The following is a 26954-nucleotide window of genomic DNA, read 5'->3' on the forward strand; positions in this document are numbered from 1 at the left end:
AAAGATAGTAGGTAATGCCCAGGCGCGCGGCGGCCAACAACCTCACGCTCCCCGATAGTGCCCTATCTGTATGCGCCAGTCACATGAGTGCAGAGATCCTAGCACGTCTTCTGTTTCCACGAGGACCAAGGCCACGTATGGGATGGGGGAACTGCGCCCGCCAGCAGTGAATCACCAACCATGGTATCGCCCGACTCCCTTGCCATGCGTCGACACCTCGTTGAGGCCACGAATTCAGCAATAGTGGCCCCGTGTGGGGCATGACAGCCAAGGCACCGTGTTCCTTCGGGTTGATGTTTAACTCAGAGCCGAACATTTCAGAACATCAAGCCAAACAGTTGCTTCAGGAGGTCTTCAAGGGGCATCAAGGTCAGCAGAAGCGGTGCGATGGGAGCGAGTAGAAAAGCTGCCAGCAGCAGGATAGCGTCGCGGCCGAATGGTGCAAGACGCATGTTGCGGACGGCTCCATAGCTGTGATTCATATCTGCCAGCGACTGAAGATCAGAACTGCCCAAAAGTGACTCATCGCCAAGTGCCCCGCCCCGCAGCCATTTGAGATCGAATTGGCGCACGTACTTTGCCGCAAGCACGCCATACTCTCCGAGGCCCGTCCGCTTCGTCCGCTCAAGCTGTGGGGAAAATACCAGTAGTGGGCCGAGCACAATGCACAGGAGAAAGATAGCAATCGCCGCGATCTCCATCTTGAAATCCGGTAGCTCCGCGCCGAGGAAGACGATTCGGTTGGCAAATTGGCCCGCAAGCATGGCGCCATGCGCGAGAACCAGCGGGGCGAACGCGTAGATCGTATTGGAAAGGAATCCCACGCCACCGACCCTGTCCGGGTGAGTGGGAATCAGTTGGAGATCTATGCGGGAGACTTGCCAGAGAAACCGCATCCAGATAAGCAGCCGAAAGTACCAGCGCACCAGCAGGAACTGGAAAATCGGCAGGCTCACATAGCCGTACCATAAGCCGGCGAGGGAGAGATCGGCGCCGGCCCAGGACGGCAACCCATACCAGGTAGTTGTGTCGAGGGCAGTATATTGACGCCAGACGACTAGCACACCGACACCGTAGACCACTACGAGCAGGAGCACCTCGGCAAGCGCTGAGTTCCGCAGGCGAAAAGCCGATGCAATGGCCTCACTGAACCGTGGCATTGCAGCTTCGGGAACCAACTTTCGCTCCAGGAACGCATGGCCGATGCGACACATGCGTTGGTGCACCACATACTCCGCGACGATCAGTAGCGGCAGTACGACGAGGAAGCGGATGTGGACCTCAATATCGGCCAGGAAGGGTACAGCTACGCTGTTCTCGAACAGATGGCTTTCCAGCGCGGAAAGAACCAAAAGTGGCAGCCAGGCTAGAAGCGAGATAACAATCACGCGCCGGTGCACCATGGTCATGGCATCGTCGGACAAGCGCGCTCGTCTTAGTAGCTGGAACAGCGGTCCGCCCAGGACTAAGGAAAAATCCTGCACCTTCATGAAGCTTCCGCCACCGCTCCCGCTCAGGTGAGGCGCAGTGATGGGCGCATAGCGCTGCTCCGAACTCTTAAGCTTCCATTGCCATTCTTTCTGGATTTCGGCCATTTGCACTCCTTGGGCGCTGTGCTCGGGGCCCCAGGTCGATTGCGCCGCGAGATAGATGGGTTATCGGCTTGCCGATGCCGGACACACAAATCAGACAGCGGCAGGTCGGAGTCGTCTTCGGACCACATCGTGACTTCGTGGTCGCCAACTCACGCATGCCACCATGATCCGCGATCTTGAAATTCGAAAAAAACAGCAATAGCCTGAATGACAGTTCGCTTTTGGTGAAGCAAGGGCGCGGAAGTGCTTAACTATCGTCACCTACACTACTTCTGGGTCGTCGTGAAGGAAGGCGGTTTCACCCGGGCTGCCGAGCGGCTGGGCATCGCAGTCCAGACGGTCAGTGCGCAGGTCCGCGAACTGGAAAAGTCGATGGGGCATCAATTGCTCAAGCCAGCCGGCCGCGGCGTCACCATGACCGAGGCTGGCCAAGCGGCGTTCATCCGGGCCGAAGAGATCTTCAGGATCGGGCGGCTGATACCAGAGGAAGTGAGCCAGGCAGCAACCCTCAAGATCGCGCGGCTCGCCGTCGGACTTTCTGACGATATTTCCAAGCTAGCCGCGCACGCGATTCTTGAACCCGTGCTGGATACCCCATCGTTGCGCTTGCTTTGTCATGAGGGAAACTACGAGCAGTTGCTTTCCGCCCTGGCCCTGCATCGCCTCGACCTGGTGCTGGCCGGACAGCCGGCGCCGTACAACGCCAATCTTCGCCTGACCAGCGAGCGCCTGGCGGAGTGGCCCGTGGACTGGTATGAGCCGCTCTCTCTGGCTCTAGCACGCCAGGATTTGCCCCCCTTTCCACATTGCCTTGCCGAACTACCGGTGCTGCTGCCCATCGGGCATTCGGCGCTGCGAGCAAAGCTGGATGCCTGGTTCGACGCTGAAGGGATCCGCCCACGCATCGTTGGTGAGTTCGCCGATAGTGCACTGATGGCGATCTTCGCCGCGCGCGGCATGGGCGTGTTCCCGGTCAGCGAATTGCGCGCCGGAGAGCTGACATTACTGCAAGGTCTCCAGTGGCTCGGCCGTTCGGAAGGCGTCACAGAGGAGATCTTCGGCATTCAGTCGCAGCGTGGCCAGCATCACCCGCTTGCCCAGCAAGTGCTGGCCGCCGCACGGCGCTGAGCAGCTCGCGCGGAATGGGGCTCATGGTATGGAAGCCATGCTCTGCGGCTAGAGGCCAATACCTGAGTGCCGCTGCCAACACTGCCATTTCGCCATCTGCCCAATGCCCGTCGGCGTTCACAACCTCCAGGCAAACGCGCAGCAAGGTCCGTTGCAGGTGCGGCTCGTCGATTTCGGCCATCAGGGCGGCAAATACGGACTCAGAAACGGGCGTTGGCGCTTGTCCCGTGTGGATGGTGCCCAGTACGTAGTCCTCGCAAAGCGTCTGTACGATGCGTTTGAATTCGCGAGGATGAAGCCCTAGCTCGCGTGCGACATCGACCTTGTCCAGGGCCTTGTCTTCGGAACAGCAGACGTGTCCGTCCGCGATCTGCACGAGGGCGACGATTCGAGCCGCAGCTTGCGGGCTGTTTCGGGGGTAGTTGCGCATTCGCTTGCTCCTTCGGAAGGAAGTGTTGAACGAGCGCACAGTGTCGGCCCTGAATGGCCCGATAAAAACCAAGGTATCGTTGACTGCTGCTTCGAAAAAACCGAAGTAACGATGTGGTCTCGCCGCATCAAGAGGCCGGTTCGCCTCCTGATGCGGGGGCCGGGATCACCTGATGAAGCCCAGTTCCTTGCTGATCCGCTCGAGGATCGGTGCCTTGCGCGCGTTGAACTCGGCCTTGTTCTGCTGGATCAGGTTATTGCCCTTGGTATCGATCGAGATGATCAACGGCCCGAATTCCTTGACCCGGTTGATCCAGAGTGTCTCCGGCATGCCAAGGTCCTGCCATTCGGCGCCTTCGATTTCCTCCACCTGCGTTGCTGCCAGCACGGCGCAGCCACCGGGAAAGATCGCGTGCACGGCCACGTTCTCCTGGCAACCTGCCGCGGTTTCCGGTCCCATGCCGCCCTTGCCGACAATCAGCTTCACGCCGGTTTGCCTGATGAACTCGCGCTCGAACTTCTCCATCCGCATGCTGGTCGTCGGGCCGATCGACACCATCTCGAAGCCGCCGTCTTGCTTCTTGCGGACGATCGGGCCCGCGTGAAAGATGGCGCCGCCCTCGAGATTCACGGGAAGCTCGCGCCCCTGTTCGATCAGGCGGCGATGCGCCACGTCGCGGCAGGTCACGAGGCGTCCTGTGAGATAGACCACATCGCCAACGTTGAGGCTCGCAAGGTCTTCGTCCTTGATGGGGGTAGTCAGGATTTTCTTCACAGAACGACTCCTTCGTGGGAAATGATTTCGTAGGACATGTCGGCGTTGATCCGGATCTTGCCGCGGCGGTGCGCCCAGCAGCCGGTATTGACGGCCACGCCGATCGTCGACGGATGACGGGCGGACGATTCGATGTTGACGCCCATGACGCTGTTGTTTCCTGTCAGGCCCTGCGGACCGATGCCGACCTCGTTGAGGCCCTGCTCCAGCAGGTCTTCCATGAGCGCCGCACGAGGATTTGCGCTTTTTGAATCGACTGGCCGCATGATCGCGAGCTTGGAAAGCCGCGCAGCCGTCTCGACCGATGTCGACACGCCCACGCCGACCAGCAGCGGCGGACACGCATTGACGCCGCGCTCGGTGATGACATCCATCACGAATTCCGCGACCCCCTCGTAACCCTGACCTGGCATCAGGACCTTGGCCGCGCCCGGCAGCGTACAGCCGCCGCCGGCCATGTAGACGTCGATGGTGCAGCTATCGAGGCCCGGCACGATGCGCCAGTCCAGCCACGGGATCTGGGTACCGGTATTGGTGCCCGTGTTCTTTTCATCGAAGGTCTCGACGGCGTTATGGCGCAGCGGCCCCATGCGGGTGGCCTCGGCGGTGGCTTCCTTCAGGATCTCTTCCAGCTCGCCCAACAGCGGGAAGTTGGCGCCGGCCTCGACGAAATACTGGATGACGCCGGTGTCCTGGCAGCTCGGGCGATCGAGCTTGTCCGCGGCTTCCTGGTTGCCCGCCATCGAATCGTAGATCGACTTCGCCAGCGGATTGGTTTCCATCGTGCGCAGTTCGGCGAGCTTCTTCTTGACGTCCGTGGGAAGACGCTTGCCGATGTAGGCAGTGAACTTGGCCATGGTGTCCGTCAGGGACTGGACTGCTGCTTCGGTGTCCATGTGGTACTCCTTGTGATATGCGGGGGGTTATTGGGGGTGCAATGCGTTCAGTGAACTGTCGCGTTCGGCTCGTTCGGCGCGGTCGCCTCCGGCTTCTGCGAAGAGGCCAGTACGAGAGTCAGCACAGCGGAAAGCACGAGCAGGCCTGCGACGAAATAGAGTCCGCCCGCGAAGCTGCCCGTCTGGTCCTTGATCCAGCCGATCATGGCGGGGCCGGCAAAGCCACCGAGGTTGCCGATCGAATTGATGGTGGCAATGCCCGTCGCGGCGGCCGCGCCGGACAGGAACGCCGTCGGCATGGTCCACAGGGGCGGCTTGGCGCAACTGATGCCCACATTGACGAGCGTAAGTGCGGCGATCAGCCCGACGATGCTGTTGGCGCTTGCCGCGACCACCAGGCCCACTGCGGCGGCGACACAGGCCAGGATGACGTGCCAGGTGCGTTCGCCGGTGCGGTCGGAATGGCGGGACCACAGGACCATGGCGATGACCGAAACCATCGGAGGAATGGCGTTGAGAAAGCCGACCGTGATGGACGAAACGCCCAATTGCTTGATGATCTGCGGCGCCCAGATGCCGAGTGTGTAGAGACCGGCCGACGTGCCGAAGTAGATCAGCGCAAGGGCGAGCACCCGCGGGTCGGCGAGGCCGCGCAGGATGCCGTGGCTACCGTGATGCCCCTTGCCGGCGGCCTCCTCTCTCATGGCCTTGACCAGCCAGGCACGTTCGTCGTCCTTCAGCCAGGTTGCCTGCTCGGGGCGATCGGTCATGTAGAAGAAGACCACGACGCCAAGGATGACTGCCGGAATCGCTTCGAGGATGAACATCCACTGCCAGCCGGCCAGGCCCATGACGCCATTCATTTCCAGCAGCGCAGCAGAGAGCGGTGAGCCGAGGGCAGTGGAGATCGGCGCCGCGGCCATGAAGAACGCCGTCACGCCGGCCCGGTGACGTGCGGGGAACCAGTAGCTCAGGTACAGGATGATGCCGGGGAAGAATCCTGCCTCGGCCGCACCGAGCAGGAAGCGGATGATGTAGAAGCTGGTCGGGCCCTGGACGAAGGCCATGCCGGCCGAGATCAGTCCCCACGTCAGCATCACGCGGGCGATCCAGAGGCGCGCGCCCACCTTGTGAAGCACGATATTGGACGGCACCTCGAACAGGAAATAACCCCAAAAGAAGATGCCTGCGCCGAAACCGAGGATCGACGCGGTAAAACCGAGGTCCGTTTTCATCGTCAGGGCGGCGAAGCCGATATTGACCCGGTCGATGTAGGCGATGAAGTACAAGAGCATGATGAACGGCACGATGCGCCAACTGATGCGGCGCAATGTCCGCTTCTCGATGTCCGCTTGCATAGGGGTGTCTCCTTATCGATGAAATCCCGATCGGTGCGGGAACGCGGCTTGTCGGCCTCGGTGCCCTCACTCTCCCGCAGCCTTTTCAGCTCTTTTGTCAGTCGCGCTGGTAGCAGGCAGCACTGGCTGATTGGGCGTGATCGAAGGTTATTCGCTTCAGTTCAGCGATGAATCGATGTAGAGTTAATACATCCTTGCAAAATTTTTACTAATGGACTCCGACTCCCAGCTCGCCTTCTTCTGCCTGCTCGTGAAGCAGGGGAGCCTTGCCTCGACGGCGCGTGAACTGAACCTGACGCCGCCCGCGGTATCGCGGCGCCTATCGCAACTGGAAGAGCGCTTGGGAGTGCGACTGTTGAACCGCACGACGCGACGGATCAGTCTCACGAACGAGGGGGAGGTCTATTTCGCGAATGCAATGCGCATCCTGAGCGACATCGACGAAATGGAGCGGCTGGTGTCGAGCAACCGCGCGGCGCCGAAAGGACTGTTGCGCGTCAATGCGCCGCTCGGCTTCGGCCGCTCTTATATCGGCCCGGCCATTTCGGCTTTCTCGAAGACCTATCCGGACGTCGAAGTCCAGCTTCAACTGACGGACCGCCCGATCAGCTTGCCGGACGAAGCGATCGACGTATCGATCCGCTTCGGCGACTTACCCGACTCCCGTCTCATCGCCAAGCGGATCGCGCCTAACCGGCGCCTGCTCTGCGCGTCACCGGCCTATCTGCGCACCGCGGGCGAACCGCTATTCCCGCACGACCTCACGCAGCATGCGTGCATCGTGCTGCGGCAGAACGAGACCGCCTATGGCAATTGGCGGCTGACCCGCGGGAAGCAGACGGAAACCGTCAAGGTGCACGGCGGGCTCAGCACCAACGACGGAGAAGTGGCCCTCAACTGGGCGCTGGAAGGGCACGGGATCCTGATGCGCGCGGAGTGGGATGTCGCCAAATACCTGCGCAGCGGCCGTTTGGTTCAGGTACTTGCCGACTACGACACCCCGCCCGCGGACATTTACGCCGTCTATCTGGAGCGACTGAACCTGTCCGCCAAGGTCTCGTATTTCGTCGAACACCTGCGGAGCTTCCTGAGCCATCACGCCGACAGCCCGAGCCAGGACCGGTCGAATTGGTAGCCTTTGAGCACGCGCGGAGTTTAATTTTCAACTCAAACAGTTCCCGCCTCTGCCCTTCCCTCTCTCGCGCACAGCGGGGGCGGCAATCGCCAGCCGCAGTGAGGAAAGCCAGCGCACCCAGAACCCCAAGCCCCCACAGATCATCAAAGCCCCAAAAGAAAAGCCCGCCAAAGCGGGCTACGGGCGCTTCGTGCAACGTCGAATGCGTTGCCAGTGCATCGTCAGTGCGATTCGACGTACCGCTTGAAGTTGCTCAGGATGGCCTGCCAACCTTGTTGCTGCTGCTCGACCGGATACTGCGTTTCCGCGTCGAAGCTCACGCGCACCGTGACACCCTCTGGCGTGTCGAGAAACTCGACCTGAGCATTTCGGTCGCCGAAGGCATACTCAATCAATTTGTTTTGAACGACCTTCGTGTAGGTTCCGGCGAAGTCAAATCCCATGCTGCCGTCCTTCGCCTCCATCCGCGAGGAAAAGGCGCCGCCTTCCCGCAAATCGACCGTGGCGGCCGTCGTGTGCCAGTCGTCGGAAGCGGCGTTCCATTGCTTGATGTCTTCCGGCGTCGTGTAGGCACGCCACACCTTCTCAATCGGGGCTGCAACGGTGGTTTCAACGGTGATTTTCATAGTCCCAGCAGTGTGGTTGGCAATGCGGATGACTATAGTTCACCAGGGCGATGAGTGCAATTTGGCGGATGGGCTGGCCAGTCCAGTTCGAATCGCGTTCCGCCGCCGGCAGCAGGACTGCACTGGGCCTGCCCGCCGTGAGCATGCGCGATGGCTGCCACCACCGCCAGCCCAAGACCGCTGCTGCTGCCACCGCTACCGCCGTTCGCGCCCTGGCGCGCGTCGCCTCCGCGCCGGAATGCCTCGAAGATCTGCGGCGCGAGGTCGCCTGGAATGCCCGGACCATCGTCCTCCACACGCAGATGACACCTGCCATGCTCCACGCGGGTCTGGATTCGGATCGAACCGGGCACGGCGTACTTGCGTGCATTTTCCAGCAGGGCCAGCAGAGCCTGCCGAATGCGGACCGGGTCGCATTGCATCGGCCTCTCATCCAGATCCAGCACAGGATGCAGGTCCGCCGCCCGGAGCGCATCGCCGAACACCGCCACGACGGCGCCGACCTCGACGGCAAGATCGGCTTCCCGCATCTGCAGATCAAGGTGACCGCTCTCGGCGAGGCTGATCACGCGCAGGTCCTCGATCAGTCGAACCAGCCCTTCCACCTGGGTGAGCAAGCTGCGGAACTGGGTTTCATCGGGGGTAAAGACACCTTCCGCCAAGCCTTGCAGGCGGCCGCGCAGGATGGTGACCGGCGTGCGGAGTTCGTGGGCAATGGCGGCGTTCCAGAATGCCTGTTCGTTGGTCACACGCTGCAACTGCGCCGCCAGCGCATTGAACTGGTCGGCCAGCAAAGCCGCCTCGCGCAAGGAGCGATCACCGGCGATGGCGCGCGCGTCAAGATCGCCCTGCGAGACGCGGCGTATGGCATCGGCAACCGAGTTCAACGGCACCAGGATGCGGCGCGCCAGGTTGACGCCCACGATGAGCGCCAGCACCAGGCCGGTCAGCGTGGTGGAGATCAGCCACACCCACTCCGGTCCGGTAGGAATCCAGCTCGGTTCATCGAAATGCGTCGGCCAGTAAATCGAGGCCAGAAAATAGAAGGCGTAGGACGTCAGCACGACCAACAGCATGACGCCAAACGCCATCGCCGCCATCGACACGGCGATCTGGCGGCTCAGCCCCTGCAGCTTCATTCTGCGCCCCAGAGCTTGTAGCCGACTCCGCGCACGCCAACCGGAATGCCCTCGACACCGAGGTCTTCCAGCTTCCTGCGCAGCTTGCTGATGTGGCTGTCGACGGTCCGCTCCAAGGTATCGCCCTCCGGCAGGCAGGTCGCCATCAGCTCGGCACGGCTGAACACCCGCCTGGGCGCGCGCGCGAGCTGCGCCAGCAGCCGGAACTCCGTCAACGTCAAGGCCAGGCGATGCTGTTGCCGCTCGACCTCGACCACGGCCTCGTGATGCTCCAGGTCGATCACGAACGGCGCCGCGCGCAGCACCCTTTGCTGCCCGCCCTGGCCCGCGCCCGACATCGACCGGCGCAGCACAGCCTGGGTGCGCGCCACGACTTCTGCCGGATTGAATGGCTTGACCACATAGTCGTCCGCACCGATGCGCAGCCCCATCAGCTTGTCGATGTCCTGGTCCAGCGCCGTCAGCATGATGACCGGCGTGTTACCCCGGTGGCGGATTTCGGCCAGCACCTGCCAGCCATCGACGCGGGGCATCTGCACATCCAGCAGCACCAGGTCGGGCTTGAGGGACAGATGCAGTTCCAGCGCCTTGCGGCCATCCGGGGCATGCACGCTGCGCATGCCGCTGCGCGCGAGGTAGGCCGTCAGGATCTCGGCGATCTCGGGCTCGTCCTCGGCAATGAGAATCAGGGGTTGGACGCCTTGCTCGGCGCCGCTCGGTTGCTTCGTATCCGGCATGGTGGCCACTTCACGCTCTCACAGCGTCTCCATCGAATCTCCATACTACCGCAGACGAAACACCATCGGCCACAGTCAGACTGCGCCTGTCTTCGTCGGCAGGTGATTGCCGGCGCTGCCTCACGGAGTCGATATGAAACACGAACGATGGTGCCGCTACGGCGGTGTATGCGCCCTGGCGGCAGCGTTGCTCGCGGGTTGCGGGGAGACCCAGCAGGCCGCTCCGGTGGCCCCCCATGTGGCCACGACCACCGTGGTCCCGGCCCCACTCAAACTGACCGAAGACCTGCCCGGCCGCGTCGCGGCGGTGCGCATCGCCGAGATCCGGCCACAAGTCAGCGGCATCGTGTTGCGCCGGCTTTTCGAGCAAGGCACCGAAGTGCGGGCCGGCCAGCCGCTGTTCCAGATCAATCCTGCGCCGTTCCAGGCCGAGATGGACACGGCCGCGGCGGCATTGCAGCGGGCCGACGCCGCATTGGCGCGCGCACGCGTGCAGACCACCCGGCTCCAGCCCCTGGTCGAGGCGGACGCGATCAGCCGCCAGGTGTATGACGACGCGGTATCCCAGCGTGACCAGGCCGCCGCCGACGTGTCGCAGGCGCGCGCCACCCTCGCCCGCCGCCAGCTCGACCTGAAGTTCGCGACCGTGGAAGCGCCGATCTCGGGCCGCATCGACCAGGCGCTCGTGACCGAGGGCGCGCTGGTCGCCGGCAGCGACGGCCAGCCGATGGCGCGCATCCAGCAGATCGACCAGGTCTACGTGGACGTGCGCCAGCCGGCCGCGTCGCTCGAACGGTTGCGCGGCGCGCTCGCGGCGCAGCCGGAAGGGTCGGGCACCGGCCTGCCGGTCGACGTGCTGCGCGACGACGACACGCGCTACGACGTGCAGGGCCGCATGCTGTTCTCGGGCGTCAACGTCGACCCGGGCACCGGCGACGTGCTGCTGCGCGTACTGGTCGACAACCCGAACCGGCAACTGCTGCCGGGCATGTACGTGCGCGCCCGGATTCCACGCGCGCACTACGCGAACGCGCTGACGGTGCCGCAGCAGGCGGTCGTGCGCGCGGGCGGCAAGCCGCTGGTGTGGGTGCTCGACGCGAAAAGCCGGGCGCACCCGCAGGCCATCGAAGTGGGTGAGCTGACGAACCGCCGCTACCGTATCCAGTCGGGCCTGCGGGCCGGCCAGAAGGTCGTCGTCGAAGGCATGGAGCGCCTGACCGAGGGCGCGGCCGTGACCGCGACCGACTGGAAGTCGCCTGACGCCGCCACGACCGCCGCGGCGCACTGAGCCACGGGGAGGATCCAGCCATGTCTCAATTCTTCATCCGGCGCCCGGTCTTTGCGTGGGTGATCGCCCTCTTCATCATCCTGATGGGCCTGATCGCGATCCCGCAACTGCCGATCGCGCGCTACCCGTCGGTCGCGCCGCCCAGCGTCACGATCTACGCGACCTATCCGGGCGCCACCCCGCAGACCATGAGCGATGGCGTGCTGAGCCTCATCGAGCGCGAGCTGTCCGGCGTCAAGAACCTGCTCTACTTCGAGTCGTCGTCCGACACCTCGGGCCTGGCGCAGATCACCGTGACCTTCAAGCCCGGCACGGACCCGGCGCTGGCCCAGGTGGACGTGCAGAACAAGATCAAGGCCGTCGAGCCGCGCCTGCCGTCCGCGGTGCGCCAGAACGGCCTGATCGTCGAATCGGCGTCGTCCGGCTTCCTGATGTTCATCAGCCTCCAGTCCGAAAGCGGCCGCTTCAGCGAAGCCGAGCTCAGCGACTACATGGCCCGCAACATCGTCGAGGATCTGCGACGCACCGAAGGGGTCGGGCGCGTGCAAGTGTTCGGTGCCGAGCGCGCGATGCGCATCTGGGTCGACCCGAACAAGCTGATCACCTATGGCTTGTCGATGACCGACCTGACCGGCGCGATCGCTCAGCAGAACGTGCAGATCTCGCCGGGCAGCCTCGGCGCGTCGCCGGCCTTGCCGGGCCAGCGGGTGACCGTGCCGCTGACCGCCCAGGGCCAGTTGACGACGCCCGAACAGTTCGCCGCGATCGTGCTGCGCGCCAACGCGAACGGCTCGAAGGTCGTACTGGGCGACGTCGCGCGCGTCGAACTGGGTTCGCAATCCTACGCCTTCCTCAGCCGGCAGGGCGGCAAGCCCGCGACCTTCGCGGCGGTGCAGCTTTCGCCGGGCGCGAACGCGGTCAAGACCGCCGACGCGCTGCGCACGCGCCTCGCGGAACTGAGCAAGTCGATGCCGGCCGGCATGAGCGCCTCGATTCCGTTCGATACCTCGCCGTTCGTCAAGATCTCGATCGAGAAGGTGCTGCATACGCTGGTCGAGGCGATGGTGCTGGTGTTCCTCGTGATGTACCTGTTCCTGCAAAACGTGCGCTACACGCTGATTCCGGCGATCGTCGCGCCGGTGGCGCTGCTCGGCACCTTCACCGTGATGCTGGCCACGGGCTTTTCGATCAACGTGCTGACAATGTTCGGCATGGTGCTCGCAATCGGCATCATCGTCGACGACGCGATCGTCGTCGTCGAGAACGTCGAGCGCCTGATGGCCGAGGAAGGCCTGTCGCCAAAGGACGCCACGATCAAGGCAATGAAGGAGATCACGGGTGCCATCGTCGGCATCACGCTGGTGCTGACCGCCGTGTTCATCCCGATGGGGCTCGCGAGCGGCTCGGTCGGCGTGATCTACAAGCAGTTCACGCTGTCGATGGCCGTCTCGATCCTGTTCTCCGCGCTGCTCGCGCTGACGCTCACGCCGGCCCTGTGCGCGACGATGCTCAAGCCGGTCGAGCTGGGTCATCACGAGAAACGCGGTTTCTTCGGCTGGTTCAACCGCCGCTTCGAACGCCTGACGCAATGGTATGACACCCGCGTCGGCCGCCTGGTCGGCCGCACGGGCCGCGTGCTGCTGCTGTTCGTCGCGATCTGCGGCGCCCTGGTGGTCGGGTTTCGCACGCTGCCGTCGTCGTTCCTGCCAGAGGAAGACCAGGGTTACTTCATCACCAGCTTCCTGATGCCCGCGGATGCCACGGCCGAGCGTACGGTCGACGTGGTTGAGACGCTCGAGAAGCATCTCGCATCGCGTCCGTCGATCCAGTCGAACGTCTCGGTGATCGGCTATGGCTTCTCCGGATCGGGCTCGAACGCCGCACTGAACTTCAGCGTGCTGCAGGACTGGGACGAGCGCAACGGCGCCACCACCTATGACGAAGCGATGCGCGCGCAGCAGGCGATGTCCGGCGTGACCGAAGGGATGGTGATGAGCCTGATGCCGCCTGCGATCGACGAACTCGGCGACAGCTCGGGCTTCACGATGCGCCTGCAGGATCGCGCGAACCAGGGCGCCGCGGCGCTCAAGGCGGCCGAAACGAAGCTGCTCGAACTGGCCGCGCAAAGCAAGGTCGTCACCGGCGTCTACCCGGACAGCCTGCCGCCGGGCACCAGCGTTCGCCTGGAAATCGACCGGCAGAAGGCCGAAGCGCTCGGCGTGTCGTTCACGAGCATCAGTGACACGCTGTCGGCCGCGATGGGTTCGACTTACGTGAACGACTTCCCGAACGCGGGCCGCATGCAGCAGGTGATCATCCAGGCCGACGTGCCGGCGCGCATGCAGCTCGACAACGTGATGAAGCTGTATGTGCGCAACGCGGGCGGCGGCATGGTGCCGCTGTCTGAAGTGGTCCAGCCGGTCTGGTCCGAAACGCCGCTGCAGCTCGTGCGCTTCCAGGGCTACCCGTCCGCGCGCATCTCGGGCACCGCCGCGCCCGGCCACTCGAGCGGCGCGGCCATGGTCGAGATGGAACGACTGGCCGCGCAATTGCCGAACGGCTTCGCGGTCGAGTGGACCGGACAGTCGCTGCAGGAACGCCAGTCGGCGTCGCAGGCGCCGCTGCTGATGGCGCTGTCGATGATCGTCGTGTTCCTGGTGCTCGCCGCGCTCTACGAGAGCTGGTCGATTCCGCTGTCGGTGATGCTGGTGGTGCCGCTCGGCCTGATCGGCGCGATCGGCGCGGTGCTGCTGCGCGGCTTGCCGAACGACGTGTTCTTCAAGGTCGGGATGATCACCGTGATCGGCCTGTCGGCGAAGAACGCAATCCTGATCGTGGAGTTTGCGAAGCAGTTGCGCGAAGAAGGCAAGGGCCTCGTCGAAGCGGCCGTGGAAGCCTCGCGGCTGCGCCTGCGCCCGATCCTGATGACCTCACTGGCCTTCGGGCTTGGCGTGGTGCCGTTGATGATCGCGTCGGGCGCCAGCGCCGAAACGCAGCACGCGATCGGCACCGGCGTGTTCGGCGGCATGGTGGCCGCCACGGTGCTGGCCATTTTCTTCGTTCCGGTTTTCTTCGTGTTCGTGACGGGCCTGCAGGAGCGCCTGGGGCGGTGGCTGGCGTCGCGCCGCAAGCAAGCCGCGCCCGGCCACGGGCAAGAGGACTAAGGCAGGAGTACTTTCATCATGCGATTTCTCATTCTCCCCATTGTCGTGGCCTTGTCGGCCTGCTCGTTGACGCCTGCGCTGGTCAAACCCGACCTGCCTGTGCCGCAGTCGTACCCCACAAGCACGGCCGCCGGCGAACACGCGCAGGCAGCCGCGCAGGCAACCGATCTGGGCTGGCGCGCCATGTTCGGCGACGAGCGTCTGCAGCGCCTGATCGAGCTGGCGCTGGCCAACAACCGTGACCTCCGCCTGGCCACGCTGGCCGCGCAGGCCACCCAGGCGCAGTACGGCATTCAACGCGCCGCGCAGTTCCCCAGCATCGATGCCACCGGAACCGCCGCGCGGCAGCGCACGGCGGCCAACGCGGCTGTCGATCCCGCGATTCCTGCGGCCACGCAGAACCAGTTTGGCGTCAACGTCGGACTGAGCGCATTCGAGATCGACCTGTTCGGCCGCTTGCGGTCGCTCTCCGACGCTGCCTTCGCACGCTACCTGGCCAGCGAGCAAGGGCGCCGGGCCGCGCAGATCTCGCTGGTCGGCGCGGTGGCCGATGCCTACTTCGCAGAACGCCTGGCCGACGAGCAGCGGCAACTGGCCCAGCGCACGCTGGCCGACTGGCAGCAATCGCTCGAACTGGCACGCCGGCTGCGCGAAGGCCACCAGAACAGCGGCCTCGACGTGGCACAAGCCGAAGGCCAGGTGGCCAGCGCCGAAGCGGACCTGGACGCGCGCACGCGCGCCGTGGCGCAAGCCCGCAATGCGCTGCAATTGCTGGTGGGCACCGAACTGCGCGCGGATCTCCCCCCTCCCCTGCCGCTGGAACAGCAGCCGGCGGTGACGCAGCTCCCCGCGGGCCTGCCGTCCGACCTGCTGCTGCGCCGACCGGACATCCTGCAGGCGGAGCAGCAACTGATGGCGGCCAATGCCGACATCGGCGCGGCGCGCGCGGCATTCTTTCCGCGGCTGTCGCTGACCGCTTCGTTGGGCTTTGTCAGTCCCGCCCTGCGTGGCCTGTTCGACGACGATCACCGCAGCTGGGCCTTTGCGCCGCAGGTCGCGATCCCGCTGTTCCAGGGCGGCAGGCTTCGCTCTGAACTGCGCCTGGCGGAGTTGCGCAAATCCAGCGCCGTCGCCGAGTACGAGCGCGCGATCCAGGCGTCGTTCCGGGAAGTCGCCGACGGTCTGGCCGGGCGCGAAACGTTCGGCCGCCAGATTGCCGCACAGACCCGGGCGGTGGCCAGCGCCGAGCGCCGGACAGAGCTTTCCAACCTGCGCTACCGCGCAGGCCTCGATGGCCGCCTGGAACTGCTGGATTCCCAGCGGCAACTGTATGCCGCGCGGCAATCGCTGCTGGACCTCCGGCGCGACGAGTTCGGTAACGCCGTTGCGCTCTACAAGGCGCTGGGCGGCGGCATGGCGGACACCGACGCCGCCGCCGGCAGCGCGTCGCGACAGTAGATCAAGAGGACTTGTCGAATCAGTTGAACATGAACGCCGAACACAAGAACAATGCGAACAACGCGGGCAACGCTGGCGACGCAGACAACGCGAGCCACACCCGGGCCGAGGTCGTGCTGCTGGTCCATGGGCTGGGCGGCACCGAGCACGATCTGGGAAAGTTGAAGAGCCAGATCGCCGCCCAGGGCATGCAGACCGCCGAACTGCTGCTGCCAGGACATGGCACGCGTCCTGAAGCCCTGCGCGAGGTCACGCTCGATGATTGGCTGGCAGCGTTGCGCGGCAAGCTGGCCAGCCTGCGCCAGCAATACCGGGCGGTGCATATGGTCGGCATGTGCATGGGAGCACTGCTGGCCCTGGAGGTGGGCAAGACTGAAGCGCTCGGTGGCAACGGGCGCGACCGGCTGGTGCTGCTGGCGCCCCCGCTGTTCCTCGATGGCTGGTCGCAGCCCTGGTACCGGTTCATCCGGCACGTCCTCTATCGCATCCCCCTGCTGGCCGACTACCTCAGGGTCCCGGAGCGAAGCCCGTACGGCGTGAAGAACCAGCGCCTGCGCACCCTGCTCAAGCGACGGTTCTCGCGCGGTGACAGCCGACACTACGCCTGGGTGCCGTTGAGCACGATCCGCGAGCTCGACCGGCTTCGGCAGATCGCGAAGCGGGGCCTGGAGCGGCTGCAATGTTCGACATTGCTTGTCCACTCCGTGGATGATGAGCTCACCAGCCTGAAATCCGCCCAGTACATCCGTGATCACGTCAACAACGATGGCGGCGCCGGTGATCGCGCCCGGCCCAAGGCCCGTCTGGTGGCGCTCAGCAACAGCTACCACATGATCTGCATCGACAACGAGCGCGAGGACGTGGCCCGGCAGGTGACTGAATTCCTGGCCGGAGCACGTGCCTAGTCTCAAGCGTGAGGGTACGACGCGGCTTGGTCCGCATGGCCCAGCGGCATCTTGGTGCGGAAGCCGCGCCGCGCGGCAATGAAGAAGCACAAGCCGGATGCAACGGCCAGCACGTCCGTACCCAGCAGTACATAGGTCAGCGGCGCGGAAAAACCAGACCGGACAAGCGCGTCGCTGATCGTGCCGGCAGCGAGGTTGCCGATAGCCACGGCAAACACGTTGACGAGCAGCATGTTGAACCCGGAGATCGTCGAACGCATGCTTGCCGGCACCTGGCTCATGATCACCGTGTTGGTCGGGCCATAGAGCGCCAGCGGCAGGAAGAAGCCGGCGCACATCCCGACATAGAACAGCGCCGAGCCCGGGGCAGCGAAGCGGTAGGCGATCATCAGCGGGCCGCAGATCGCAACGAGCAACAACATGAACCCCAGGTGACCGCCCGGCAGGCGCTTTGAGAAGCGATCGCCGAGCACGCCACCGGCCACCGATCCCAAGGTGCCGAAGACCAGTTGCAGCTCCCCGATCGTCCGCGCAATGGTTGCGGCGTCATAGCCACGCTCGCGCACCAGCCACAGTTGCGCGAACGCCAGGCCGGCAAACGCGAAATGCACCAGCACAAAACCCACCGTGACCGCCAGCAAGGTCGGATTGCCGCCCAGGACACCCAGCGCGCCACGCACCTGGGCAAGGAACGGAGCACCACGCTCATGCTGAGCCGTGTGCTTACGCTCGTCTTTGATGAATGCCAGCGGCAAGGCGATCAAGATGCCAAGAACCCCGAGCACGTGGAACGTCGAACGCCAGCCATGCGTGGCGCCGAACGTGCCGGCCAGCAGGAAGCTGAAGCCGACGCCGAGCGGGATGCCCATGAAAAACACCCCGATCGCAGTGCCCCGCCGCTTCTCGGAGAACATTTCGACCAGCAATGCCACCGCTGCCGGCACCAATGCAGCCTCACCGCTGGCCACGAAGAAGCGGGCAGCCACCATCTGTTCGAAATTCTGCGCGAAGCCTGAGGCCGCAGTACAAACGCTCCAGATCAACAACCCACCAGCGATAACGCGTGTGCGGCTGAAGCGGTCGGCAAGCGTGCCCAGGAATACGGCCATCACGCCGAAGCTCAGCACCCAGACCGCCCCCACCAGGAAGCCATATTGGGCATTGCTCAGGCGAAGATCGCCAATCACCTGGGAGGAAAAGCCCAGCAGCATGTAGCGATCGATGTGCGCCAGCACGTGAATGAACAGCAACGCCGCCAACGCGACGATCGGACTCTTCTTGTACACGGTTGTCTCCTGGAATTGCGCCGCTCACGCGGTCTCTTTCTTGGGTGTCAGGCCAGGACTGCCTCGGCCATCTCGTGCCAACTCGACTTTGCTACGGACAGGGCAGGAATCGACCACCGTTCGAGCAGAACATGCCGCCGTTCGGGCCGATGACCTGCCCTACCTGATCGTGATTGCGGCACTCACGCCGCAGCCCGATCATCCGCTCTTTGTGTCTCTTGCATGGCAGCCAATTCCTCTAGAAGGATCGGCGCGCCCAGGCTGCTCGTGTGAATACCGAGGACGCTCACGGCCTGCAGTACGGCATTGACCTCCTCTTTGGTGGCGCCAAGTTCGAGCGCCCTGCGGATGTGCCGGCGCGTGCCCGGCGCGTACATATGCGTGCATGACGCATCCACGGCAATGGCGAGAAACTCCAGCACCTTCGGCTCGAGCACGCCCGACATAATGGGGTGCATGGTCATCGCCATGAATTTCTCGGTCCAGATCGGGTCGAGCTCGGCAAAAGGATCCCAGACAGGATTCCAATATCCGGATGCTCGCAGGCCATCACAGACGGGGGTGACGCTAGCCTCGGCCTTGCCGTTTTCTTCTTTGCTCATGGGTAGTCTCCATCGAGTCTCTGCGTTCCCTCAGGCTTCCTTCAGGCACCTGTGCAGGGCATACGCGACGTGGCCAGTATCGGTGATCGACCCGCCGCAATTTGACCTTTTGGGAGTTTGATTTAACATTTTGGGAGACCAAGGGAAAACGTGATGTCCTCTTTCATACGCAGCGCCAGCCTCAACAACTATGTGGAAGTCGCGCGCTCGGTCGGGCTGGATCCTTACCAGCAGCTGAGTGCGGCGGGCATCAGCCACTATGCGCTGCTGGACCCGGATACCAGGATTCCGCTCGAAGCGTTGGGTCGCTTGCTGGAGACGTCAGCGCGAGTCGCCGGCGTCGAGGGCTTCGGTCTGCGCATGGCTGAGACGCGCCAGCTCGCGCACCTCGGGGCTTTGGCTTTCGCGCTGCGGGAAGAACCGACGCTGCGCGGCGCGCTCGAATCGATGGCCCGCCATATGCGTGTACACAACGAAGGACTGGCGACCCGAATCGAAGAAGTGGAGGGGCTCGTGATCATCCGCGAGGAATTGCTGGGCGTGCGCGTGCCCGGGTCGGCGCGTCAATCCGTTGAGTTGGCCGTTGGCGTCCTGTATCGCATGTTGCATCTCTTCCTGGGCCCGTCATGGCGGCCGCGCAGCATCTGCTTCACGCACGCGGCGCCAGCCAATGCGACCACGCATACGCGCATCTTCGGCATGCCGGTGCTGTTCAACCAGGACTTTGACGGCATCGTCTGCCGCGCCTCCGATCTGGAAGCGCCCTTGCCGACCTATGACCCCATCATGGCGCAACAGGTGAAGCAGTACCTCGACACCATGCTTGCGCAGACCAACGCGAGCATGCCCGACAAGGTGCGGCAGCTGGTGGTCACCATGCTTCCCTCAGGCAACTGCTCCGTCGACCGCATCGCACAACATCTCGGCGTGGATCGGCGCACCGTTCACCAGCGCTTGAGCATTCATGGTGAGAACTATTCGACGGTGCTCAATGCAGTGCGGGTCGATCTGGTGAGGCGCTACATCGAGAATCGAGAGCGACCGCTGTCGGAAGTCGCCATGCTGCTCGGCTTTTCTTCCTTGAGTGCCTTTTCGCGGTGGTTCAGCGGCCAGTTTGGTTGCAGTGTGTCCAAGTGGCGGGCCAACCCGCCGGAATCCAGCCACAGCGATCTTGCGCCCCGCCAATAGGCAACCGGTAGGCAGAAGAAAGGCAGTTTGGCGGCGCCCTAAAGCCTTGCGGCCCATGGAGAGGCTCACTGCGCTCCCCGCGCTTCGCGCCGGACGGCTTGAGGCGGCATGCCGAAGCCGCGCATGAAGGCCTCGCGCATATGACGCCGGTCACGAAATCCCGTCTCCTTGGCCACCACGTCCAGCGAATGCCGGCTGCTTTCGATCATCAGCCGCGCAGCTTCGAGCCGCAGTCCCTCGACGGCCTTCGCTGGTGACTGCCCCGTCTCGGCTGTGAACACGCGGCTGAACTGGCGTGGGCTCAGGTGCGCGGCCTCGGCCAGTTCCTCCACGCTCAGTGGCTGCGCGAGGTTGCGCCGCGCATGCTCGAGCGCTTGCTGGATGCGGTCGGACTTGGGCGCGAGCTTGAGCATCTCGGAATGCTGCGACTGCCCGCCTGAGCGGCGTTGGTGCATGACCAGCCGGTGCGCCACTGAGCGCGCAATCTCGGCGCCCAGATCCTTTTCCACCAGCGCGAGCGCCAGATCCAGCTCCGCCGTCATGCCGGCGGAGGTCCACACCGGACCGTCGGCGATGTAGATGCGATCGGCCTCGACCTGCACGCGGGGGTGGCGCTGCTGCAAGGCTTCGGCCCAGTACCAGTGCGTGGTGGCGCGGCGTCCGTCGAGCAGGCCTGCGTCGGCCACGACGAATGCGCCGGTACACAAGCCTGCGATGCGCCGTGCACGCGCGGCGATCTTGCCCACCAGCCGGGGCAGTTCGGACGACATGGGCATGGAGAGCGGTGTGATGATACCGGCCACCAGCCAGGTATCGGCACTGCTGCGCGCGGTGAGTGAGCGGGCTTGCGCCGCCAGGCCCGTCGATGCGCGCGCCATGCCGCCCAGGGCGTAGTTCTCCACGGCGTAGAAAGGCTGGCCTGCCAACAGGTTGGCGAACTCGAATACGGCCTGGGTGCTGAGCGCCATGACCTGGAAGCCCTCAGGGAGTATGTAACCGATGCGATGCATGGAATCGCTCCTTCCTTCCATCGATGTCCTTATTCATGACTATATACGTCATTTACGACATCGGCTGCAAACCCCACTATTCACGCCACGGGCCTATCCGACCCTTGCCAAGGAGATTCACCATGACTCAGTCCATGACCCAGTCCGATCGCGGCACCGCCCTCATCACCGGCGCATCCAGCGGCATCGGTGCGCTCTACGCGGACCGACTTGCACAGCGCGGCTACGACCTGATCCTCGTTGCGCGCAACCGCGAGCGGCTGAACACGCAGGCCAACGACATCAGCACCCGCACCGGGCGTGCGGTGGAGGTACTGGCCGCTGACCTGAACGACCGGGCCGGGCTGGCGCAGGTGGAGGAGCAACTGCGCCGGGACGCCAGCATTACCCTGCTGGTGAACAACGCCGGCATTGGCACTCACACGCCGCTGCTGGAAAGCGATGTGGAGCAGATGACCCGCATGGTCGAACTGAATGTCACGGCGCTGATGCGGCTCACCTATGCCGTGGTCCCGGGGTTCGTGGCACGCGGCCGGGGCGCAATCATCAACATCGCGTCCATCGTCGCCATCGCGCCGGAGGTACTGAACGGCGTCTATGGCGGCAGCAAGGCCTTCGTGCTGGCTTTCAGCCAGTCGCTGCAGCATGAACTGGCCGGCAAGGGAGTGCAGGTGCAGGCCGTGCTGCCCGGCGCTACCGCCACCGACTTCTGGGCCACCGGCGGTCTGCCGGTCGAGCACCTGGATCAGCGCATCGTGATGCGTGCCGAAGACATGGTCGATGCCGCGCTGCTGGGCTTTGAACGTGGCGAGAGAGTCACCATCCCATCCCTGCACGCCGGCGAAGAGTGGGATGCCTACGAAGCTGCGCGCCAGACCATGGCGGGCCACCTATCCAGCAACACCGTCGCGCAGCGTTATGCGGCTGCGCTCTGATCGGCGCACCTGAAGCCCTGCCCGATCCCTTCCAGGAATGCAAGGAGTAAACACCATGAAAGCTGTCATCGCCGCCTATGCGCGCTCGCCCTTTCACTTTGCCCGCAAAGGCCGCCTGGCCGAAGTGCGGCCCGACACGCTAGCGGCGCAGGTCGTGCAAGGCCTGCTGCAGCGCACCGACCTCGATCCGGCGCTGCTGGAGGACGTGATCCTCGGCTGCGCCTACCCCGAGGCCGCACAGGGCAACAACCTGGCGCGCATCGTCGGCCTGCTGGCGGGTCTGCCGGAGGCAGTGGGCGGCATGACGGTAAACCGCTTCTGCGGCTCCTCGATGCAAGCGGTGCACATTGCGGCGGCGCAGATCGAGGCGGGGATGGGCGATGCCTTCCTCTGTGTGGGCGTGGAATCGATGACGATGGTGCCGCAGGGCGGCTTCAACTTTTCTCCCAACCCTGAATTGCAGGCCAACACCGCTGCTTACATCTCCATGGGCGAAACGGCGGAAAACGTGGCGCAGCTCTGGAACGTGAGCCGCGCCGATCAGGAACTGCTCGCGCTGCAGTCCCACCAGAAGGCCGCCGCCGCCCGCGAGCAGGGTCGCCTGGCCGACGAGATCGTGCCGATCCGCCTGCAGGATGGCGAAGTGGTCGATGCCGACGGCTGCATCCGCCCCGCTACGACGCAGGAGGCGCTGGCCGGACTGAAGCCGGCCTTCCGGGCCGATGGCGTGGTCACGGCCGGCACTTCGTCGCCGCTGACCGATGGCGCCGCGGCAGTGCTGGTGGTAAGCGATGAGTTTGCCTTGCGCCACAAGCTGCAGCCGCTGTCGCGTGTGCGCAGCTTTGCCACCGTGGGGGTCGACCCGGCCATCATGGGCATCGGTCCGATTCCGGCGACGCGCAAGGCGCTGGCACGGGCCGGCCTGACGGCAGCCGATCTCGACGTCGTGGAAATCAACGAAGCGTTCTCGTCGCAGGCCTTGGCCTGCATCCGCGATCTGGGGCTGGACATGGCAACCGTGAACATCGACGGTGGGGGGCTGGCCATCGGCCATCCGCTGGGTGCCACCGGCGCGCGCATCACCGGCAAGGCCTCAGCCTTGCTCGCTCAGCAGCATGGGCGCTATGCGTTGGCCACGCAATGCGTAGGCGGCGGACAGGGCATTGCCACGATACTGGAGCGGCCGTAGCGATCGCCAGCAACCGGCTGCAACCTCTAGGGTCGTGGCTCCCCCCTTCGCCTTGAAACCATGACCGCCCCAGCAAGTGGCCAGTTCTATTGGGCATCATGGAAAATGATGCCGAGGGTATGGCGTAATCCCGAGCGGACTCGGCTTACGCCATGCCGGAGATTGACCCGGTAATCCCCCCGGGTTCCACGAACGGGCCGATGATGGACTGCGAAGATGACCGCATCTCCGCGACGCAAGGGGACGACCTCCACGCGGCTCTGCATGCGTGGGCGCTGTTCCGTCAGGACAAACTCGCCACCGGTGAAATCCTCCCCAGGCTCGGATAGAAGAATGGCGACCTGCAGCGGGAAGACGAGGTCTCCATAAAGATCCTGGTGGAGACAGTTGAAGTCGCCGGACACATACTGCAGAAGAAGCGGCGTGGGCCGCTTCTGCCCTGCGCCGTGGCATTCCTGCAGAAACTGTGCGTGCTGCGCCGGGTACCGTCTTTCGAGCCCCATTCTTTCGTTCCAACCGTTCGCCACCGGTGCAAGATGCGGATAGAGGCCTGTGCGCAGTGCGGTGATCAGGTCGGGCAGAGGGTAGCGAAAGTACTTGTACTCGCCTTGGCCGAATCCATGCCGCCCCATCTGAACCTGGCTGCGAAAATGCTCAGCATGCGGATACAGGGCCGCAACCGTCCGGCATTCATGGGGCGTGAGAAGACCGCCCATTACCGCGAAGCCTTGGGTGTCCAACTCGGCCGAAAGCATGTCCCAGCGATAGGTCTCGATGCGGTCCCTGATCGTCGCACAAGCGTCGGAGCATGATGGCCGAAGGGAATGCCCGCTCATGACTCTGCTTCCTTCTCCAGCAGCGCCCGCTTGCGCTCGACACCCCAGCGATAGCCGGAAAGCGAGCCGTCTGTCCTGACCACGCGATGGCAGGGAATCGCAACTGCGATGGTGTTGGCAGCGCAGGCCTGCGCGACGGCACGCATCGCCGTGGGGGCGCCGATGCGCTTGGCAATATCGGCATAGCTGGCCGTCTGGCCGGCGGGGATGTCTCTCAGCGCCTGCCAGACTCTCTGCTGGAAGGCGGTGCCCCGAATGTCGAGCGGCAAGTTCAGGCCGATGCCGGGTGCCTCGACAAAACCCACGACTTGGGCGACCACCCTTTCAAAGTCGGTATCACCACCGACGAGCTGCGCCTTCGGAAAGCGGTCCTGAAGCTCGCGCGCCAGGGCGTCGGGATCTTCTCCCAGCGCAATGGCGCATACGCCCTTGGCACTGCAAGCGACAAGAAGGGCACCGAGCGAACACTCGGCCACGGCGAACCGGATCTGGGCACCGGCACCGCCGTCTCTGTAGGCGCTTGGCGTCATGCCCAGTGTCTCGGTGGACGTTTCGTAGAAACGGCTGTTCGAGCCAAAGCCTGCCTCGTAGATTGCCTGCGTGACCGTTCCATCCGTGTCGGCCAGCGCCTGACGAACGGAATTCGCGCGATGGGCCTTCGCATAAGCTTTTGGCGTCAGGCCCGTGATGGCCTTGAACTGTCTGTGAAAATGGTAGGAGCTGATGCCGACGGCGACAGCCAGATCATCGAGTGTCGGTAACGTCTCCGACATCTCGATCAAGCGGCACGCCTTACTGACGGCGGCAGCATTCTTTTCGGCCAAGGAGACACCATCGGGCCGGCAGCGCCTGCACGGCCGAAAGCCTGCTTTCTCAGCCTCCTCGGCTAATGCGAAAAATGACACGTTTTCTCGCTTCGGCAGCCTCGATGGGCAACCGGGCCGGCAATAGATGCCGGTCGATCGGACGGCATAGACGAATCGCCCTTCAGCCGCTGCATCGCGATGGACGATTGCATTCCAGTACCGATCCTCATCAGCGGAAACCAATGGATTGCTTCCGCCCTGGCTGGCAGCGAGCGAGTCCGCTCCCCTTGAAACATCCTTCTTCGGCCTGTCTGTGTACATCTCATGCCTCCGCTAGCAACCCGTCATGTGTCTTTGCCATAGCTTTATAGCAAGCACCATCACAGCCTGAAATCCGAATCTTGCTTTGAAATTCTCGGTGATGTACCAGCATGGCACCAGCGGCTCCAACACGTTGCTGCGCGCATGAATGCCTTGAAAGCAAGAAACGGAGTGCCTGGTGGGGCAAGGTCAAATACATTGCCGTTAAGAACAACAGCAAGAGGATGCATCACAAATGACCGCACTTGACGGAAAGATAGCCATCGTTACCGGCGCATCGGCCGGCATTGGACGCGCGATCGCACTGATGTTCGCTGCACAAGGCGCAGCGGTCGTCCTGTCAGCGCGAAACAAGGCCAAGCTGGATCAGGTTGCCGACGAAATCCGCAGTCATGGTGGGCAGGCCTATGCGTCCGCTGGCGACGTCAGTCTGGCCGATACTCATGAAAGGCTTGTTGCGGCGGCACTGCACGAATTCGGTGGGCTCGACATTGCCATCAACAACGCGGGCACTGTCGGGCCGATCAAGCCACTCGCCGACATCTCACCGGAAGACTGGCAGCAGACACTGGCCACCAATCTGACCGCCGCCTATCTGGGGGCGCGCAGCCAGATACCCGCCATGATCAAGCGCGGCGGGGGCTCGATCGTATTCACCTCCAGCTTTGTCGGAACCAGTGTCGGCCTTCCCGGCATGGCTGCCTATGGTGCGTCGAAAGCCGGTCTTATGGGATTGGTGAAAGGCATCACCGCCGACTACGCCGCACACGGGATCAGGGCAAACGCACTGCTGCCGGGCGGTGTGGACACCGCAATGGCCGGGGATCAAAGCCAGAAGGACTGGGCAGCCGGGCTGCATGCCATGAAGCGAATCGCCCAACCGGACGAGATCGCATCCGCCGCGCTTTTTCTCGCCAGCCCCATGGCAAGTTTTGTCACCGGTTCGGCTCTGTTCGCTGACGGCGGTAACGCTGCAGTCAAGTGACAGTCCATCTGTGAGCCTGGGTCGTCGATGTCAAAGTGAAGAGGATCATTCCGCAAATCAGCCTAGCGGCAACCCAGCCACGACCCTCAACTCGACTGGTTGCGGCAGCCGCGGCACGAAGCGGTGGTGCTCCACCTCGCCATCCCGGGCAATCAGGATGCTCGCCTCGGGAATCTCCTCCCACACTCCCTGCACGTCGATCAACGGCTCGGACAGGACAAGGAAGGCATTATCGCCGGCCGCGATGATGCGCGGGTCATTCGGGTACAGGGAGCGCAACTGCCGGAACGAGGTGCTGCGGAACAGGGAGCGCGAGTTCGCCTCGCTCGAGTAGCGTACCGCCACGATCTGCTCACCATCGGTCACACAGATGGTCATGTTGAGCGGAAACTGCACGTCGTAGCGGTGGCCGATTTCCTCGACCAGCCCCGCCATCCGCTCCAGCGCGCCGCACGGGTCTCGTTCCAGACCGAAGGTCAGGGCGAGGAAGAACATCACTTCGGAATCGGTCGACCCCTCGATCCAGCGGAACAGGTGTGGCGCCACGGCCATCATCAGGTCGCGCCGCAGGAGGGGGTATTCGCGGACCAAGCCATTATGGGCGAACAGCCAGCGGCCGAAGCGGAAGGGATGGCAATTGGTCTCCTGCGTCGGCGTGCCAGTGGCCGCACGCACGTGAGCGACGAACAGCGGCGCCCTCACCGCCCGCGCCGTCTCGCGCAGGTTGGTGTCGCTCCAGGCCGGGTGCAGGCAGCGGTAGCGGAATGGTACTTCCGAGTGACGTCCATACCAGCCGACCCCGAACCCGTCGCCATTCGTGGTGGTATGACCCAGGCGCGATTTCAGGCTCTGGTCGATCAGCGAGTGTTCCGGCTGGAACAGCACCGTTTCCAGCGGAACGGATTTGCCCGAGTAGGCCAGCCAGCGGCACATAGTGCGTCTCCTAGACAAGTGCGGCCCGGTGCATTCCAGGTCCACTTGCAGTTGTAGGACGGCGAAGCGCGAAGGGCAATGCGCGGAGAGCTTCCCCCTTGATAGCGATTGTTCCATTGATCATTGATATAACCGAGGCTCCTCTTCAGAATTGCGAAGGCAAGAGAAAACCAGGCAGCCCAGTGGCTGATCACCGATCGACGTGCTGGTCCGCCAGCTTCGCAACCAGT

At 63.9% G+C, this 26954-nt stretch carries 24 protein-coding genes and 1 riboswitch; of the genes, 10 read left to right on the top strand and 14 right to left on the bottom strand.

Going from position 1 to position 26954, the window contains the following annotated elements; genetic code table 11:
• Nucleotides 1-9: 9 nt before the first annotated feature.
• A riboswitch (ZMP/ZTP riboswitch) is annotated at nt 10-93 on the bottom strand.
• A 224-nt stretch (nt 94-317) separates the two neighbouring features.
• Nucleotides 318-1595 carry a hypothetical protein gene (locus tag AC1Z3O_RS30695; protein ID WP_483520434.1) on the bottom strand — a complete coding sequence of 426 codons (1278 nt, stop codon included), beginning with the start codon at nt 1593-1595 and terminating at the stop codon, nt 318-320.
• 243 nt (nt 1596-1838) lie between these two features.
• Here AC1Z3O_RS30695 and AC1Z3O_RS30700 point away from each other — a divergent pair, with 243 nt between their 5' ends.
• Nucleotides 1839-2723: a LysR family transcriptional regulator gene (locus AC1Z3O_RS30700; protein WP_483520436.1), complete on the top strand. Its 885-nt coding sequence runs from the start codon at nt 1839-1841 to the stop codon at nt 2721-2723.
• On the opposite strand, the gene AC1Z3O_RS30705 is transcribed toward AC1Z3O_RS30700, so the two are convergent.
• The 4 genes from AC1Z3O_RS30705 to AC1Z3O_RS30720 all read right to left on the bottom strand — a co-directional run bounded on the left by AC1Z3O_RS30705 (nt 2638) and on the right by AC1Z3O_RS30720 (nt 6181).
• Nucleotides 2638-3153 carry a tellurite resistance TerB family protein gene (locus AC1Z3O_RS30705; protein ID WP_483520438.1) on the bottom strand — a complete coding sequence of 172 codons (516 nt, stop codon included), beginning with the start codon at nt 3151-3153 and terminating at the stop codon, nt 2638-2640. The genes AC1Z3O_RS30700 and AC1Z3O_RS30705 overlap by 86 nt on opposite strands.
• Nucleotides 3154-3318: 165 nt before the next feature.
• Nucleotides 3319-3927, bottom strand: coding sequence for a L(+)-tartrate dehydratase subunit beta (gene ttdB, locus AC1Z3O_RS30710; protein ID WP_483520440.1), 609 nt, complete (start codon nt 3925-3927; stop codon nt 3319-3321).
• Nucleotides 3924-4823: a L(+)-tartrate dehydratase subunit alpha gene (gene ttdA, locus AC1Z3O_RS30715; RefSeq protein WP_483520442.1), complete on the bottom strand. Its 900-nt coding sequence runs from the start codon at nt 4821-4823 to the stop codon at nt 3924-3926. The genes ttdB and ttdA overlap by 4 nt, the downstream gene beginning before the upstream one ends.
• Before the next feature lie 47 nt (nt 4824-4870).
• Nucleotides 4871-6181, bottom strand: a complete 1311-nt coding sequence (locus tag AC1Z3O_RS30720; protein ID WP_483520444.1) for an MFS transporter — start codon at nt 6179-6181, stop codon at nt 4871-4873.
• A 211-nt stretch (nt 6182-6392) separates the two neighbouring features.
• On the opposite strand from AC1Z3O_RS30720, the gene AC1Z3O_RS30725 reads away from it, so the two are divergent.
• Nucleotides 6393-7316 carry a LysR family transcriptional regulator gene (locus AC1Z3O_RS30725; RefSeq protein ID WP_483520446.1) on the top strand — a complete coding sequence of 308 codons (924 nt, stop codon included), beginning with the start codon at nt 6393-6395 and terminating at the stop codon, nt 7314-7316.
• A gap of 221 nt (nt 7317-7537) precedes the next feature.
• Here the strand turns inward: AC1Z3O_RS30725 and AC1Z3O_RS30730 are convergent, their stop codons facing one another.
• The 3 genes from AC1Z3O_RS30730 to AC1Z3O_RS30740 are packed head-to-tail and all read right to left on the bottom strand — an operon-like array spanning nt 7538 to nt 9818.
• Nucleotides 7538-7942 carry an SRPBCC family protein gene (locus AC1Z3O_RS30730; protein ID WP_483520448.1) on the bottom strand — a complete coding sequence of 135 codons (405 nt, stop codon included), beginning with the start codon at nt 7940-7942 and terminating at the stop codon, nt 7538-7540.
• Nucleotides 7943-7974: 32 nt separating this feature from the next.
• A complete protein-coding gene (locus AC1Z3O_RS30735; RefSeq protein WP_483520450.1) occupies nt 7975-9081 on the bottom strand; it encodes an ATP-binding protein in 1107 nt (368 codons plus the stop codon).
• On the bottom strand, nt 9078-9818 hold the full coding sequence (locus tag AC1Z3O_RS30740; RefSeq protein WP_483520452.1) for a response regulator: 741 nt from the start codon (nt 9816-9818) through the stop codon (nt 9078-9080). The genes AC1Z3O_RS30735 and AC1Z3O_RS30740 overlap by 4 nt, the downstream gene beginning before the upstream one ends.
• Nucleotides 9819-9951: 133 nt before the next feature.
• Between AC1Z3O_RS30740 and AC1Z3O_RS30745 the strand changes: the two genes are divergently transcribed.
• Genes AC1Z3O_RS30745 through AC1Z3O_RS30760 form a run of 4 tightly spaced genes read left to right on the top strand, consistent with a single transcriptional unit; the run spans nt 9952 to nt 16633 of the window.
• Nucleotides 9952-11106, top strand: coding sequence for an efflux RND transporter periplasmic adaptor subunit (locus tag AC1Z3O_RS30745; RefSeq protein ID WP_483520453.1), 1155 nt, complete (start codon nt 9952-9954; stop codon nt 11104-11106).
• Between the two features lie 20 nt (nt 11107-11126).
• Complete coding sequence (locus tag AC1Z3O_RS30750) at nt 11127-14270, top strand: multidrug efflux RND transporter permease subunit (RefSeq protein WP_483520454.1); 3144 nt, start codon at nt 11127-11129, stop codon at nt 14268-14270.
• 18 nt (nt 14271-14288) lie between these two features.
• Nucleotides 14289-15728: an efflux transporter outer membrane subunit gene (locus AC1Z3O_RS30755; protein WP_483520455.1), complete on the top strand. Its 1440-nt coding sequence runs from the start codon at nt 14289-14291 to the stop codon at nt 15726-15728.
• A gap of 29 nt (nt 15729-15757) precedes the next feature.
• A complete protein-coding gene (locus AC1Z3O_RS30760; protein WP_483520457.1) occupies nt 15758-16633 on the top strand; it encodes an alpha/beta hydrolase in 876 nt (291 codons plus the stop codon).
• A gap of 2 nt (nt 16634-16635) precedes the next feature.
• Here the strand turns inward: AC1Z3O_RS30760 and AC1Z3O_RS30765 are convergent, their stop codons facing one another.
• Together AC1Z3O_RS30765 and AC1Z3O_RS30770 are read right to left on the bottom strand one after the other, a co-directional pair.
• Complete coding sequence (locus tag AC1Z3O_RS30765) at nt 16636-17919, bottom strand: MFS transporter (protein WP_483520459.1); 1284 nt, start codon at nt 17917-17919, stop codon at nt 16636-16638.
• Nucleotides 17920-18101: 182 nt separating this feature from the next.
• Complete coding sequence (locus AC1Z3O_RS30770) at nt 18102-18521, bottom strand: carboxymuconolactone decarboxylase family protein (RefSeq protein ID WP_483520461.1); 420 nt, start codon at nt 18519-18521, stop codon at nt 18102-18104.
• A gap of 153 nt (nt 18522-18674) precedes the next feature.
• On the opposite strand from AC1Z3O_RS30770, the gene AC1Z3O_RS30775 reads away from it, so the two are divergent.
• Nucleotides 18675-19709 carry an AraC family transcriptional regulator gene (locus AC1Z3O_RS30775; RefSeq protein WP_483520463.1) on the top strand — a complete coding sequence of 345 codons (1035 nt, stop codon included), beginning with the start codon at nt 18675-18677 and terminating at the stop codon, nt 19707-19709.
• Nucleotides 19710-19774: 65 nt separating this feature from the next.
• Here AC1Z3O_RS30775 and AC1Z3O_RS30780 read toward each other — a convergent pair whose 3' ends face one another.
• A complete protein-coding gene (locus tag AC1Z3O_RS30780) occupies nt 19775-20719 on the bottom strand; it encodes a GlxA family transcriptional regulator (protein WP_483520465.1) in 945 nt (314 codons plus the stop codon).
• Nucleotides 20720-20853: 134 nt separating this feature from the next.
• On the opposite strand from AC1Z3O_RS30780, the gene AC1Z3O_RS30785 reads away from it, so the two are divergent.
• Nucleotides 20854-21654, top strand: a complete 801-nt coding sequence (locus AC1Z3O_RS30785) for an SDR family NAD(P)-dependent oxidoreductase (RefSeq protein WP_483522091.1) — start codon at nt 20854-20856, stop codon at nt 21652-21654.
• Between the two features lie 55 nt (nt 21655-21709).
• Nucleotides 21710-22843: a thiolase family protein gene (locus AC1Z3O_RS30790; RefSeq protein WP_483520467.1), complete on the top strand. Its 1134-nt coding sequence runs from the start codon at nt 21710-21712 to the stop codon at nt 22841-22843.
• A gap of 86 nt (nt 22844-22929) precedes the next feature.
• On the opposite strand, the gene AC1Z3O_RS30795 is transcribed toward AC1Z3O_RS30790, so the two are convergent.
• Both AC1Z3O_RS30795 and ada read right to left on the bottom strand, forming a co-directional pair.
• Nucleotides 22930-23598: a 2OG-Fe(II) oxygenase gene (locus tag AC1Z3O_RS30795; protein WP_483522093.1), complete on the bottom strand. Its 669-nt coding sequence runs from the start codon at nt 23596-23598 to the stop codon at nt 22930-22932.
• 77 nt (nt 23599-23675) lie between these two features.
• A complete protein-coding gene (gene ada, locus AC1Z3O_RS30800; RefSeq protein WP_483520469.1) occupies nt 23676-24806 on the bottom strand; it encodes a bifunctional DNA-binding transcriptional regulator/O6-methylguanine-DNA methyltransferase Ada in 1131 nt (376 codons plus the stop codon).
• A gap of 235 nt (nt 24807-25041) precedes the next feature.
• Here ada and AC1Z3O_RS30805 point away from each other — a divergent pair, with 235 nt between their 5' ends.
• Nucleotides 25042-25791 (top strand): SDR family oxidoreductase, encoded by a 750-nt coding sequence (locus tag AC1Z3O_RS30805; protein WP_483520470.1) that lies wholly within the window; start codon nt 25042-25044, stop codon nt 25789-25791.
• 57 nt (nt 25792-25848) lie between these two features.
• Here AC1Z3O_RS30805 and AC1Z3O_RS30810 read toward each other — a convergent pair whose 3' ends face one another.
• Entirely contained in the window at nt 25849-26724 is an 876-nt protein-coding gene (locus tag AC1Z3O_RS30810; protein WP_483520472.1) for a class II glutamine amidotransferase, read from the bottom strand.
• Between the last annotated feature and the right edge of the window lie 230 nt (nt 26725-26954).

The sequence above is a fragment of the Cupriavidus sp. 09_S30 genome (assembly GCF_056930435.1).

What these genes read in the sequence shown, in the direction of transcription:
- AC1Z3O_RS30695 (WP_483520434.1), bottom strand. Translation starts at nt 1,595, where the DNA reads ATGGCCGAAATCCAGAAAGAATGGCAATGGAAGCTTAAGAGTTCGGAG.
- AC1Z3O_RS30705 (WP_483520438.1), bottom strand. Translation starts at nt 3,153, where the DNA reads ATGCGCAACTACCCCCGAAACAGCCCGCAAGCTGCGGCTCGAATCGTC.
- ttdA (WP_483520442.1), bottom strand. Translation starts at nt 4,823, where the DNA reads ATGGACACCGAAGCAGCAGTCCAGTCCCTGACGGACACCATGGCCAAG.
- AC1Z3O_RS30720 (WP_483520444.1), bottom strand. Translation starts at nt 6,181, where the DNA reads ATGCAAGCGGACATCGAGAAGCGGACATTGCGCCGCATCAGTTGGCGC.
- AC1Z3O_RS30725 (WP_483520446.1), top strand. Translation starts at nt 6,393, where the DNA reads ATGGACTCCGACTCCCAGCTCGCCTTCTTCTGCCTGCTCGTGAAGCAG.
- AC1Z3O_RS30730 (WP_483520448.1), bottom strand. Translation starts at nt 7,942, where the DNA reads ATGAAAATCACCGTTGAAACCACCGTTGCAGCCCCGATTGAGAAGGTG.
- AC1Z3O_RS30735 (WP_483520450.1), bottom strand. Translation starts at nt 9,081, where the DNA reads ATGAAGCTGCAGGGGCTGAGCCGCCAGATCGCCGTGTCGATGGCGGCG.
- AC1Z3O_RS30740 (WP_483520452.1), bottom strand. Translation starts at nt 9,818, where the DNA reads ATGCCGGATACGAAGCAACCGAGCGGCGCCGAGCAAGGCGTCCAACCC.
- AC1Z3O_RS30745 (WP_483520453.1), top strand. Translation starts at nt 9,952, where the DNA reads ATGAAACACGAACGATGGTGCCGCTACGGCGGTGTATGCGCCCTGGCG.
- AC1Z3O_RS30750 (WP_483520454.1), top strand. Translation starts at nt 11,127, where the DNA reads ATGTCTCAATTCTTCATCCGGCGCCCGGTCTTTGCGTGGGTGATCGCC.
- AC1Z3O_RS30755 (WP_483520455.1), top strand. Translation starts at nt 14,289, where the DNA reads ATGCGATTTCTCATTCTCCCCATTGTCGTGGCCTTGTCGGCCTGCTCG.
- AC1Z3O_RS30760 (WP_483520457.1), top strand. Translation starts at nt 15,758, where the DNA reads ATGAACGCCGAACACAAGAACAATGCGAACAACGCGGGCAACGCTGGC.
- AC1Z3O_RS30770 (WP_483520461.1), bottom strand. Translation starts at nt 18,521, where the DNA reads ATGAGCAAAGAAGAAAACGGCAAGGCCGAGGCTAGCGTCACCCCCGTC.
- AC1Z3O_RS30775 (WP_483520463.1), top strand. Translation starts at nt 18,675, where the DNA reads ATGTCCTCTTTCATACGCAGCGCCAGCCTCAACAACTATGTGGAAGTC.
- AC1Z3O_RS30780 (WP_483520465.1), bottom strand. Translation starts at nt 20,719, where the DNA reads ATGCATCGCATCGGTTACATACTCCCTGAGGGCTTCCAGGTCATGGCG.
- AC1Z3O_RS30785 (WP_483522091.1), top strand. Translation starts at nt 20,854, where the DNA reads ATGACCCAGTCCGATCGCGGCACCGCCCTCATCACCGGCGCATCCAGC.
- AC1Z3O_RS30790 (WP_483520467.1), top strand. Translation starts at nt 21,710, where the DNA reads ATGAAAGCTGTCATCGCCGCCTATGCGCGCTCGCCCTTTCACTTTGCC.
- AC1Z3O_RS30795 (WP_483522093.1), bottom strand. Translation starts at nt 23,598, where the DNA reads ATGCTTTCGGCCGAGTTGGACACCCAAGGCTTCGCGGTAATGGGCGGT.
- ada (WP_483520469.1), bottom strand. Translation starts at nt 24,806, where the DNA reads ATGTACACAGACAGGCCGAAGAAGGATGTTTCAAGGGGAGCGGACTCG.
- AC1Z3O_RS30805 (WP_483520470.1), top strand. Translation starts at nt 25,042, where the DNA reads ATGACCGCACTTGACGGAAAGATAGCCATCGTTACCGGCGCATCGGCC.
- AC1Z3O_RS30810 (WP_483520472.1), bottom strand. Translation starts at nt 26,724, where the DNA reads ATGTGCCGCTGGCTGGCCTACTCGGGCAAATCCGTTCCGCTGGAAACG.